The organism is Peribacillus sp. NPDC055009, from assembly GCF_053608705.1.
This window is the reverse complement of record NZ_JBSGVZ010000006.1, coordinates 121,258-133,592: the sequence shown is the minus strand read 5'-3', so window position 1 is coordinate 133,592 and position 12,335 is coordinate 121,258. Positions and strand designations below refer to the sequence as shown.

General features: G+C 38.0%; 12 protein-coding genes and 1 pseudogene. 3 read left to right on the top strand and 10 right to left on the bottom strand.

From position 1 onward, the window contains the following. Nucleotides 1-107: 107 nt before the first annotated feature. The gene (gene queF, locus ACWF5P_RS11890) at nucleotides 108-608 is read right to left on the bottom strand and encodes a preQ(1) synthase (RefSeq protein WP_034305880.1); all 501 of its coding nucleotides are present in this window, start codon (nucleotides 606-608) and stop codon (nucleotides 108-110) included. A gap of 303 nt (nucleotides 609-911) precedes the next feature. Here queF and ACWF5P_RS11885 point away from each other — a divergent pair, with 303 nt between their 5' ends. Further along, a complete protein-coding gene (locus ACWF5P_RS11885; RefSeq protein ID WP_101224928.1) occupies nucleotides 912-1,748 on the top strand; it encodes a DMT family transporter in 837 nt (278 codons plus the stop codon). A gap of 124 nt (nucleotides 1,749-1,872) precedes the next feature. After that, nucleotides 1,873-2,130, top strand: a complete 258-nt coding sequence (locus tag ACWF5P_RS11880) for a BA3454 family stress response protein (protein ID WP_434168402.1) — start codon at nucleotides 1,873-1,875, stop codon at nucleotides 2,128-2,130. A 593-nt stretch (nucleotides 2,131-2,723) separates the two neighbouring features. On the opposite strand, the gene ACWF5P_RS11875 is transcribed toward ACWF5P_RS11880, so the two are convergent. From ACWF5P_RS11875 to ACWF5P_RS11840, 8 genes are all read right to left on the bottom strand, one after another. Then, a complete protein-coding gene (locus ACWF5P_RS11875) occupies nucleotides 2,724-3,173 on the bottom strand; it encodes a YfmQ family protein (protein ID WP_434168401.1) in 450 nt (149 codons plus the stop codon). A 306-nt stretch (nucleotides 3,174-3,479) separates the two neighbouring features. After that, entirely contained in the window at nucleotides 3,480-3,764 is a 285-nt protein-coding gene (gene qoxD, locus ACWF5P_RS11870; RefSeq protein WP_034305888.1) for a cytochrome aa3 quinol oxidase subunit IV, read from the bottom strand. 1 nt (nucleotide 3,765) lies between these two features. Then, on the bottom strand, nucleotides 3,766-4,362 hold the full coding sequence (gene qoxC / locus ACWF5P_RS11865) for a cytochrome aa3 quinol oxidase subunit III (protein WP_101224931.1): 597 nt from the start codon (nucleotides 4,360-4,362) through the stop codon (nucleotides 3,766-3,768). Then, a complete protein-coding gene (qoxB, locus tag ACWF5P_RS11860; RefSeq protein WP_101224932.1) occupies nucleotides 4,362-6,308 on the bottom strand; it encodes a cytochrome aa3 quinol oxidase subunit I in 1,947 nt (648 codons plus the stop codon). Before qoxB ends, qoxC begins: the two co-directional genes overlap by 1 nt. Nucleotides 6,309-6,381: 73 nt before the next feature. Beyond that, complete coding sequence (qoxA, locus tag ACWF5P_RS11855; RefSeq protein ID WP_101224933.1) at nucleotides 6,382-7,311, bottom strand: cytochrome aa3 quinol oxidase subunit II; 930 nt, start codon at nucleotides 7,309-7,311, stop codon at nucleotides 6,382-6,384. Between the two features lie 1,050 nt (nucleotides 7,312-8,361). Further along, entirely contained in the window at nucleotides 8,362-8,676 is a 315-nt protein-coding gene (locus tag ACWF5P_RS11850; protein WP_101224934.1) for a hypothetical protein, read from the bottom strand. 255 nt (nucleotides 8,677-8,931) lie between these two features. After that, on the bottom strand, nucleotides 8,932-10,167 hold the full coding sequence (locus ACWF5P_RS11845) for a S1C family serine protease (protein ID WP_260356403.1): 1,236 nt from the start codon (nucleotides 10,165-10,167) through the stop codon (nucleotides 8,932-8,934). A gap of 195 nt (nucleotides 10,168-10,362) precedes the next feature. Then, nucleotides 10,363-11,049, bottom strand: a complete 687-nt coding sequence (locus tag ACWF5P_RS11840) for a hypothetical protein (RefSeq protein ID WP_452444901.1) — start codon at nucleotides 11,047-11,049, stop codon at nucleotides 10,363-10,365. Nucleotides 11,050-11,237: 188 nt separating this feature from the next. Here ACWF5P_RS11840 and ACWF5P_RS11835 point away from each other — a divergent pair, with 188 nt between their 5' ends. Next, nucleotides 11,238-11,594, top strand: a complete 357-nt coding sequence (locus ACWF5P_RS11835) for a hydrolase (protein WP_402944526.1) — start codon at nucleotides 11,238-11,240, stop codon at nucleotides 11,592-11,594. A 119-nt stretch (nucleotides 11,595-11,713) separates the two neighbouring features. Here the strand turns inward: ACWF5P_RS11835 and ACWF5P_RS11830 are convergent. Beyond that, nucleotides 11,714-12,167: pseudogene (locus ACWF5P_RS11830) on the bottom strand (helix-turn-helix domain-containing protein). Nucleotides 12,168-12,335 lie beyond the last annotated feature (168 nt).

Sequence of the window (12,335 nt, the reverse complement as noted above, 5' to 3'; positions counted from 1 at the left end):
AGGACATTTGTATTTTTAAAAAGGACAAACCATCAAAACGAAGGATCAAGAATGGCTAAAAACAAATAAAAAGACAACGGGCATATGCCCATTGTCTCTCCTATTCTTTAGCGATTATCCACAGTTTCCGGGTATAAGTCATGGTTCATCAAGCGGTAATTCGCCATTTCCTCATACTTCGTGCCTGGTTTCCCATAATTCGTGTAAGGGTCGATGGAAATTCCGCCCCTAGGTGTAAACTTGCCCCAAACTTCAATATATTTAGGATCCATCAATTCGATTAAATCATTCATGATGATGTTCATGCAGTCTTCATGGAAATCACCGTGATTGCGGAAGCTGAATAAATAAAGTTTCAAAGACTTGCTTTCCACCATTTTCACACTGGGAATATAGCTGATGTAAATGGTAGCAAAGTCCGGCTGGCCCGTTATCGGACATAAACTAGTGAATTCCGGGCAATTGAATTTGACGAAATAATCCCGGTTCGGATGCTTGTTATCGAATGACTCAAGGATTTCAGGCGCATAGTCAAATGTATATTTTGTTCCTTGATTACCAAGCAGTGTGATATCTTTTTTTAATTCTTCTTCTTTTCTTCCAGACATGAAAAGTCCTCCTAATCCCACGTTTCAGGGAGATTCATAAAATGGGCCTCTATATAACAAAAACCATATCTCCTCAAAGATATGGTTGATTCGCGAAAAATATCAAAGCCATAGTTTTTTTAAGAGGGTGATGCTATGAACCTCTCCCGATTATCGGGAAATATTTTAAAATTGTCTTAGTAAATATAAAAAAAAATAGTCAATATGTCAATGCAACTCTCTTAAATTGGGTTTGATTCATTTATATATTCAGTTTAAAATGGAAAAAGCAGTTCAACCTATAAGAAAGAAGAGAATATACACATGTGGATTTTTGCAGCACTCATCACCAGCTTATGTTTCGGAATCAATAACAGCATTTTCAAATGGAGCAGCGGAAAAGGCTATTCCAAGATACATATCCAATTTTTCTTTTATTTTTCAGCTTTTATTTTGTCCATTATTTATGGAATGTTTATGGATGGTTTGCAGCTGAACTGGCTGTCCATCATGCTTGGAGCAGCAATTGGTGTACTGAACGCTAATGGTAACATCCAGATGGCAAGCGCCTTTGAAAAAGGGCCGGCAAGCTTGACATCACCATTAATCGCAGCGAATGCCATATTCCCCATACTCTGTGCAGCTTTAATTTTTCACGAACATATTTCCTCCTTGCAGTGGAGTGGAATAGTCTGCATGTTTCTCGCTACATTAGTTATCCAGTATACACCTAACGCCAAAGGTAACCATCAATATGTCCCTTGGATCATGCACACAGTATTCTCCATCTTATCATTCGGAGTGCTCGGAATTCTAATGACGACATCAACACGTCTTCATTTAAACTCCCTTGATATCCTTGTATCAATGTATGGAGGCGGAATGCTTTATCTTCTTTCGGCTCTGGCCTTAAAAAAAGAAAAAATCAAGCTAAAGGAAGTCAAAATCGGTTCCTTAGTAGGTTTTTTAAGCATGATAGGCTATGGATGTTATTTCTTTGCATTGAACACCGGGATCGCAAGCATCATTTTCCCTGTCGTCAGCCTGAACTGTTTAGTTGTCGTATTCGCTGGATGTTATTTATTCAAGGAAAAACTAAAAACCTATCAAATTGCCGGTGTTCTTGCAGCATTAATCGGTATTATTTTAACTAAAATATGAATATAGTACGTTTACAAAAACAACCTGGCTGTCATGTGTACAAGCCAGGTCGTTTTCTATTTAATGGGAAATGGGGTAGGTCAAAAAAAAAATGTTGACACATCCGTAAAAATATCAGATAATTTTGAATATTAATTCTTTAGATTTAACAGCTTTTGAAATGTTTGAAAAATCCTCTGCCACGGGTATTAAAGAAATAGGTACAACCACCTCATTTTATTCTGAATCAAGAAAGGAAAGATGCATTATGGTAAAAGTTACAGTAACAGTTGATTTCCAAGGAAAATCTTATCAAACTAACGTCCTTACTAAACCGGGTACAGATCATGAAGTAATTTTACAACAAGCCCTTCATCAAGTTGAAAAGCAATGGAAAGCGTAAGAAGGCAGGCATCGCAATAGATACCTGCTTTTTTATTACCATTTTAATAATTTCCAAAATACGTTTCATATGAACTATTAAAGATCCTCTTGCAGCAATTCCCTCCTGGTAAAAAACACTTTTAATTATTTTTATTCAAAAGACACTAAAATTAAGATGTCAGTTTGTGTACTAGAATTTTTTATAATGAAAAAAATATCCAATTGAAATGGGATTATATAATAAAAGTCTTTTAAAAAAGACGGTCTTTTAAAGGACCGTCTCAACTGTAGACAATTTAACCGTTGATTTCCATTCCAGGCACTCGCTATCCGCAGGCGGTCCGGGAGCCTCCGTTCCAATCAACTTTGTTTTAAAATTTAGATAGAACCCCTTTTGTCCACTAACAAGCTAATAATTGATTTTCCTGCAGTTTTTGTTGAGGGTTTTAAATTCAATCGTTTATTTCCTCTCCTGGCACTCACTTTGCGCCTGCGAGGTCTCCCCTGGACACGCTTTCCCCGCAAAGGTCTCGCACACACCATTCCAATCAACCTTGTTTTTAATTTAATACAGAACCCTTTTGTTTACAAACTGAGACCGAATTACTGTTATTAAACTAAATTTCTTATCAATGGCATGGAACGTTCTTGGAGGTTATCGGAAAACAGGCTATAAGAAATGACTTTCTTCTTGTACTGTTTAACTACATCCACTCGGTCATTGTAAATAAACACAAATAACTTAACATCAATTTTGCCTTTTTTAGTATCAATGACTAATGGAGCCCCACTGTCCTCTGGATGTAAAAACAATTGCTCGTTACCCGGGAATATATGATTTTTCTTCAAAAATCTGGCATTATTAAAGTAATTAATAACTTGCACTTTTTCTTCACCTTCCAAACGTTTTCCGTCAAAGGATACGATCGCATTCCCGCCACTAATTTCTGAGTGTATTTTAAATTTGCTGATAATCCAATTAACAGCATCGGTTGGAAGACAGGAAACCAATATTTTTAACAAGCTTAATATAATTGTCAAAATCAAAACCGGCAATGTCAATTCATCATCTCCGCTACATTTATAATTAATTCTTTATAACTTATTATATCAATAGGGCTGGCAATTTCTCTTAGAAGATGTGTCCGTTCTATTAACGTTTTACTTTGGTAAAACATTGTACTTAAACACAATTTACCCTTTATAAATATAATTTTCCGAAATGGTTATACTAAACATAATCGTTTCATCCACATCCTTCTTAACAAATTTCCATGAATGAGATGGATAGATCGGTATAAGAAATTATATTTATTAAAGTACAAAAAAACTGGGCGTCATCAAGACGCCCAGCTTTTCCGGAATCGATTATTGATATCCCCAAATCATTGTTAGCATTGTACCGAAAATTGTAACCAATGCAACGAACAATCCGTAATAAACGTTTGTGTAAATCGATGCTTTATCTTCAGACTCACCTGCGTGCATGAACATAACTAATTGCAGTGCAGCTTGCATGAAAGCTGTAACAAGTAGGATGATCACACCCATTTTTAGTGAGAGATCAAACATAATAACTGATAGTGCGACCAAAGTCAGGACTAGAGAAAACGCAAATCCCATAACTTGGCCCCGTGGGAATAATTCTTTCATATTACATCATTCCTTTCAGGTAGACGAAACTGAAGATGAAGATCCAGACAACGTCCAAGAAATGCCAGTAAAGTGAAAAGATGAAAGCCTTGTTTGTTGTTTCTGGAGTCATACCGCGCTTTTTGATTTGCATGACGATGAAGGTTCCCCAGAATAAACCAAGTGTAACGTGAGCTCCATGCGTACCTAGTAATGTAAACAAACTAGATAAGAAAGCACTTGTTTGAATGGTTGCTCCTTCATGTACATACTCCACGAATTCATAAATTTCGACTCCCAAGAAGCCTAAACCAAGAATAAGGGTGATAATGAAGAAACCAATCGTTGCTTTCTGTCTGCCAAGTCTCATTGCATTGATTCCAAGACCTATGGTAAAACTACTGGTTAAAAGAAAGATTGTTTGGAACATCAGGGTTGGGACTTTAAAAAGATGTTCCCCTGTTGGACCATTTCCAGTTCCATTGACCAATACAAAATAAGTGGCGAACAGTGTAGCGAAAAGAGCTATTTCTGCTCCTAGGAAAATCCAGAATCCAAAAATCTTTAAGCGATTTTCTTCCGTGCTATATTCTAGTGGCAGCGAGTTATCTATTTTCATTACTTAGCACCTCGCAATTTATTTTCAGTTTCTTCGATCTCTTCAACAGAGATATAACGTCCGTGATCTTTTTCGAATGAACGGTGAATCATACAAGCAAAGATACCGATCGTTGCAATGATAGCAATGATCCACATGCTGAATACCATCGCAAAGCCCCAAACGAAGAAGATACAGCTCATGATAAACGGCACACCACTGTTATTTGGCATATGGATCTTTTCTACTTTACCGCCAAATAACTTAAAGCCTTTTTTCTTTGAATCCCAGAATGCTTCTGTAGAATCAACTGTTGGCACAATTGCAAAGTTATATTCAGGGATTGGTGTATGTGTAGCCCACTCTAGAGAACGTGCATCCCATGGATCGTTTGAAATATTTCTTGACGCATAACGAGTGCTCCAATAGATATTGTACACAATAAGTGCAAAACCTATTGCCAAGCCAATCGCTCCAACGAAAGAGAGCATATTCAATGGACCATACCCTGTTGATTCAGAGTACGTATACATACGACGTGCCTGCCCATCTAAACCAGTGATGAACATCGGGAAGAATGTAACATTAAAGCCGATTGTAATGAACCAGAACGACCATTTCCCAATTTTTTCGCTCAACATGAAACCGAACATTTTTGGCCACCAGTACGTGAAACCAGCAAGTACGGCAAATACAGTACCAGGGATTAAAACGTAGTGGAAGTGAGCTACTAAGAACATTGTATTATGGTATTGGTAGTCAGCACTTGCCATTGCAAGCATGACCCCTGTTACCCCACCGAGCGTGAAAATCGGAATGAAAGCTAAAGAGTAAAGCATCGGAACGGTAAAAACGATTTTACCTTTCCAAAGTGTGAACAACCAGTTGAAAATCTTAACACCGGTCGGGACGGCAATTGCCATCGTGGTAATCGAGAAGATACCATTAACCATTGCACCGTGACCCATTGTATAGAAATGGTGAGCCCATACAATGAAAGATAGAGTAGAAATAGCTACCATGGAGATAACCATCGAATTATACCCGTACAGGTTACGACGTGCAAATGTCGAAATGATTTCACTGTATATACCGAAAGCCGGAAGAATTACTATATAAACTTCAGGATGTCCCCAAACCCAGAACAAGTTCGCCCAAAGCATATCGCTACCGCCATTGGCCATCGTAAAGAATTGAGTTCCGAATAGACGATCCATTGTCATCAACGCAAGTGCCACTGTCAATACAGGGAAAGCGAAAACGATAATGAAGTTTGTGATCAAGATAGACCATGTGAACATTGGCATTTTCATTAAGTTCATGCCAGGTGCTCTCATTTTCAAGATTGTTACGATAAAGTTGATACCAGTCAGTAATGTACCGATACCAGCTATTTGAATTGCAATCGCGTAATAGTTCGAACCTACTGATTCACTGAAATCGTTACTTGCCAGCGGGAAGTAAGATGTCCAACCTGCATCAGGAGAACCACCGACTACGAAAGAGATGTTAAATAGCATTGCCCCCATGAAGAATAACCAGAAGCTTACTGCGTTCAGACGTGGGAATGCTACGTCACGCGCTCCAATTTGCAATGGTGTGACAATGTTCATTAACCCAATGATAAATGGCATAGCCATGAACAGGATCATGACGACCCCGTGTGTTGTAAATACCTCATTATAATGCTGTCCATCCAAAAGACCGTTATCTGGAATAGCCGTTTGAGCACGCATCATAAGAGCATCCACGCCACCACGGAAGAGCATAAGCAGTGCTGCCAAGATGTACATGATACCAATACGTTTATGGTCAACCGTTGTTAACCACTCACGCCATAAGTAACCCCATTTTTTAAAATAGGTAATTCCGGCAACAACCGCAATCATGGTTAAACCAATGGCAACCATGGATGCATAAATCGCAGGACTTGGATGAGGTACGGCAAATCGATCAAAGTAATCCATACTTTTGTGACTCCTTTCAGGAAAATATTCCTTATCTTGTAAACCTAGTTGTTTTATCGAACGAAATTAATTCTTAGTGATCATGATTCATGTTGCTGTGTTCTGAATGTTCATCGTGTGAATCCTTGGAATCATTTTCTTCCGTATCAGAAGATCCGTGGTCATGACCAGCATTTTCCCCTTCAGGAGCTGGAGAAAACTCTAAGTGAGTTCCAGTGTAAGTGGATTGTCCCACATGACCAGGTTTTAATAATTCATTGAATTTTTTCTCAGTAATCGGTTTAGCAGTAGCTTTAATTTCATCTACCCACTTATCGTATTCCTCTGCAGATAGTACATTAACGTTGAACGTTTGCTGAGCAAAACCTGAACCACTGAAGTTTGAATTTCGACCCATATACTCTCCTGGTACATCAGCTGCTAAGTGCAACGTATTAACCATGTCCGACATCGCGTATTTTTGTCCTCCAAGTTGCGGAATCCAGAAACTTGAGATTGGACCGAATGAGTAAAGTTTAAATTCAATTGGTCGGTTAGTAGGTAAAAACAGATAGTTGACTGTTTCGATATCTTCTTCCGGATAACTAAAATGCCACTTCCAGTTGGAAGATGAAGCGTAAATAATTAAAGGTTCTTGATCACCGTATCCTTTAGGTGTTGCCTCAACTTCATTTGTTGTTTTAACAGTAACAACGGATAGGAAAGCGACGATTAGAATTGGGATCGCAACCCAAATTATTTCAAGAACCTTACTTCCTTCAATATGAGGCGGTTCATAATCATCACGTTGTTTGGAAGCACGATATTTCATTATCATGAAGATATACAGTACCATAACGACAAGGACGACAAAGGCCATTGTCCATATCGAAATCATAATAACATCTGCTTGTGTTGCAGCTACTGGCCCTTTAGGGTCCAAGACCATTAATGGGTTATCGCAACCGGTTAGCACAGTGGCAATAGTAAAAAGTATAGTTAATAGAGCCCATTTTATTTTCATAGTACTACCCCTTTCTTACATAATAAAATTCCAATTGGTAATTATTCGGACAAAGTGTTACCATGTTCACAAACCCCGACATACCAATATTAATCCCAAGTCTAAAAAAAGACAATACAAAGTGACATCTGTCACATAAAGTTCATTAAAGAGCAGTAAGAAGATGGTAAATGAACTGAAATGTTCGAAAATCTTCAGCAAATGAAATATAATAAATGTTTCACATCTTGCCTTTGAAAATTCACTTAACAGTGCAGGATTACAAATAGTACCAATCCTCTTTCCATTTAATATTACTCTAATATAATGAAATAAAAAATTTCACATTATAGTCACCGTGTATATTGCCTCAAAACTCTTAAAGATTATGAATTATATTACCTATCCTGTCAATTAGGTATTTATCGTTAGATACCATGATTTAAAACGGATTTTTTTCACTCGGCCATGGAGGTTGTTAAATGGTAGACACATGGGACACGATGTTGTCTCCATGCTTCAATACCCTTATGAACCAACACAGGTCAATATTATATATGTATAAGGAAACAACGAGTTGAAATGAAATTGGGATCTTTTTGCAATCCTTATGCCCTGTCAGTATTTTTAAACAGCCGTGTAGCAAAAGCGTAGTAAGTAATTCAGGTTTGCTATCAAATCTGCCTTTAGCAAAACCACTGCTCAATAACCCCATATTGATACCTGTATCCCTTTCCCTTTTGAATTTTCAATTAAAAGTACATAGAAAAAAAACCACAAAAAAAGGACTTCTTAAAAGTGTCCTTTTCTCGTAGATATTGTTTAAAATGTAATTGAGACTTCCTGGCGTGCAGGCAGTTGGTTTGGATGTACAAGCACATCGTGTGTTTGGCAATGACGAGTGGCAGTATATTGAATTAAAATGTAACAAATCGATAATTCGATTCTGATAATACACAAAATGAAAGCGCATTCATTAATTGTGATCAAGTTGACTCAATTCAGCAAGTTAGGCAAAAATAACAACTAGTTTTGTTTAGAAAAACAGTATATTGCGCTATATTCCTCGCTTTAGTTACTGAATTCTGTACTTCTGTTTGTTGGAGCTTTAGCCTTTGTTTTCATTTTTATGATTTTAGTCGTTTCCGGTTCAATTCTTTCGCCTTTACGTGTATTCATTACCATTTCCTCTGTCAGGACAAAAAATATACCAACTAGAAAAATGGCAGCTGCGCTTAATGTGATGGCGATTCCAACAGCGGTGAATATATAATCCTTATTGTAATCGCTTACAAAGAAACTTAAAGCAAAAATAATAATTCCGATTACACAACCTGTGCCCGATACCCATTTCACTGCATCTAACATCTTCTGATTAGCTTCCATAATTTCATCCCCTTTCTTTCTATTTTATGACATTTCACAAATTTGTCAAATCTTTTCTATTTTTTAACATATTTACGATGAAAACCTTGACAAATAGAAGGCGCCACCATTCACTTTTAGGTATTCAAGACTATATGAGCAAACTGAAAAACAGTGCAAATACACTATCTATTTTTCCGATATTAGCCCACTGTATACTATTAAAAAAACTCCAATAAAAGACCCCTGTTGAATAATCAGGGGCCTTACCTCATTCTATGGTTTTTGCAAGGTGATCGTTACCGTTTTCTCTTCAGTGCCTCTATATACTTTAATCTTTACTTTATCTCCGATTTTCTTATCTGTATATAAGTACTTCCTTAATGCAGCGGCAGTATTTATTTTCGTTCCATCAATCTCAACGATGATATCCTGTTGCTTAAGCCCTCCATTCGCCGCAGCCGATCCCGCCTCTATACTCGTCACCATTACGCCGGACTTTACGGCTTCTGGAACATTTTGAATGTAATATTGCGGCAGTTCTTCCATACTGGCCAAGCTGACTCCTAAATATGGGCGCGTGATTTTTCCATTTTCAATCAGCTCCGTAACAATCGGAATCACATCATTACTTGGTATGGCAAACCCTAAGCCTTCCACACCGTTTTCGGAAATCTTCAAACTGTTTATGCCGATCACTTCCCCAGCGGTGTTGATCAATGCACCCCCGCTATTGCCGGGGTTGATCGCTGCATCTGTTTGAAGCACATCAAGTTCCCACTCCCCTTCCGAGGTATCGACTGAAATGGAGCGTCCGGTCGCACTGACGATCCCTTGTGTAACCGATCGTGAAAAATCAAGTCCAAGTGGGTTGCCAATTGCCAATACTTCTTCTCCTGGACGCATGCTATCGGAATTACCGAATTTAATTCCCTCAGGTGCTTTCGAGGCATCAATTGTCAGCACCGCTAAATCAGTCAAAGCATCAGCCCCGACAACCGTCGCCGTTGCCTTTTGTCCATCATACAATGAAATTTCGACTTCCTTAGCTCCTTCAATAACATGATTGTTCGTGATGATATAGGCTTTCCCATCAGCTTTTTTATAGATGACCCCTGAGCCGGTGCCGCTTTCAACCGTTTCGCTCTCCGTGCTTTGCTGCTGGTACGGGTACTGGTTTTGCATCTCCTGTAAATTCACGACCCCGACTATCGATTTGGATGCTGATTCGACCATCTCTGCCCTATCATTTGAATCCGTACTTGTCGATAACTTTTCCGCCGTGACACTTTTATCCTTTTCAACACTTTCCGTTTGCTGTACACCTGCCGTTTTGGTTGACTCATTCACTGGACTATTCCCTTGACCTATAAAGTCTCCGCCAAATAGAAATACAGACGATGTAACCATAGCAGCAACCGTTCCGGAAACAAGGCTAGTTAGCCAAAGAGACTTACCCTTTTTCCGTTCTGCCTTTACTCTGACTTGCTCATCACCATTATAATTTTCCATCTTTATCCCTCCTATGATTGTCCTTTATCCTTTACTTGACTCAATCATAAACAGGAAATATTAAAAAATTCTTAAGAAATAACGAATAGGGCGACATTTTACAAAAATTATAAAATTTTATCGAATCCTGTATCTTGCCGCCTGCAAAATAAAAAGGCCTCAACAGGGGCCTTCAATTCGACCATACAGTTATCCTTACAAGACTTCATAAACTTCTTTAGTCTTCTTATTCACGCCATACCAGCCCCAAGTGGTTTTGTGGCCACTTTCCTGACTAGGTTCATCCACCTCGAAAACATGAAAAATGTAATCTCCCTTTTCGGCATCATGATCATATTCGATATCTAAATCAGGAAAATTTTCCATGTCCACATAATCCTTAACTAGCTTCTCTGCCTGAGATTTACTTAATGTACTAACCGAAGCCTTGCTCTCTTCTTTGCCTATTGTATCCGTTGCCGCCTCATCTACTACTTTGGATCCATTGGTTCCGTCCACGGTTGCTTCCTCCGCCGGCTCCGCCTCGTCATTTCCCTCTACCGCTTCTATCGTGGCGGAGTCTGATACCGGCATTTCCACCGCCTTAGAAACCATTAGTTTACCTTCCCGGTATTTTGCTTTATATGCGGTTGCTTCTTCAAAATCTCTTTTGGCCGAATCAAAATCCTGTTCGTCGTATTTCTTCATTCCATTCGCCAGAAAACCTGAAAGATCCATTAACTCCCTTGCTTCCGGTGTATTTGCTTCTTTATAAGCTAATTCAAATGCCTCGTGGGCTTCTAAATAATTTTCCTCATTCAACTGACTTTTCCCTAAATCCATATTGGAATCATAATTCCTTGTTACGCAGCCTGAAGCAATCAACACCAAAAAGATAACCATGATTGACCTCTTCACTATATCACCCCTTGATTTTCCATATTATTCTGTAAATTCATCTTATACCATTTGATAAGAAATCCGATACCTCTATTTCCTATCTTTTTCATTAAGGAAATGTTTACATTGATGATTATTTTTTTACAAATAGTGGTACAGAATAGATAAACGCTTGAAAGGATGATCACAGAATGATGCAGGAAAAACAGACCTATCATGTCGATTTGGTCAGCGGCGACGTACTCGGACAAAAACTTGAAGAGAATCCAAGCTTCACTGTACACGCAACTGATGAGGAACTTGCAGAATTGAAACAATGCTTGGAGGAACACCGGACAGATGACCTGGAAGCATATGCCCGTTCACATGTGCCCTACCTACTCTATCATCATGACCGGGCAAATGATAAATACGATGCAGCCATGAAAAGGCTTTATGCCCTCATTTATAAATTAGGGGATGAAACGGCACGAAACCATATTGAAGAAATCGGCATATTGAAAGATAACAAATTCGAGGGAAAAGAAGAAGTGCAAAAGTTCAAATAAGAAATAGGAACAGAACCTGATTCAAAGGTTCTGTTCTTTTATTATCATGTCCCCAATAAAAGGGAAAACAGAAGATTCTATTTTATGATTCACTATAAAGTTTTATAAGCATAGTTCTTTTAATCTACATATTTATCCTTCAAATAATCTGAACCAATACCGCCAATGACCATCAAAGCTAATGGTAAAAAATTCGATACAACTGGCATGCTTTTTAAAATGGTAATATCTGTGCAGGCAAATTTATTAAGTCCAAAAATAATTAATTTAGACACTAACAAAAATGCTCCTATTAATAATACGATATCAAAAAACATTTTCCTTTTTGGAAATGCTAACTGCTTACTTTCCCTTATTATTTTTTCTTTCAATTCCTCGTCACTCCTTAATAATTCATCTACCGTAATTTGAAATAAATCACTTTAAATTAATTAGTACTTCAATACTAGGATAATTTTTTCCCGTTTCCCATTTGGACACAGATTGGCGACTCACATGAATCTTCTCCGCAAGATCATTTTGTGACCAATTTCTTTTTTCCCGTTCTTTTTTTAATCGTTCGCTAAAAATCATAATGAGTTCATCGCCTTTCCTACTCCTAGTATTGTGAGATGAATTATGCAAAGTAAAGATAGTAATAAGCGCATTACTATGCAACTTATGAGTGACACCGAAGAAAACCTTGATATATCAAGGGAATCAGATTAATTTTCCGGAACTGCTGCAGAAAGGTAAAATTTT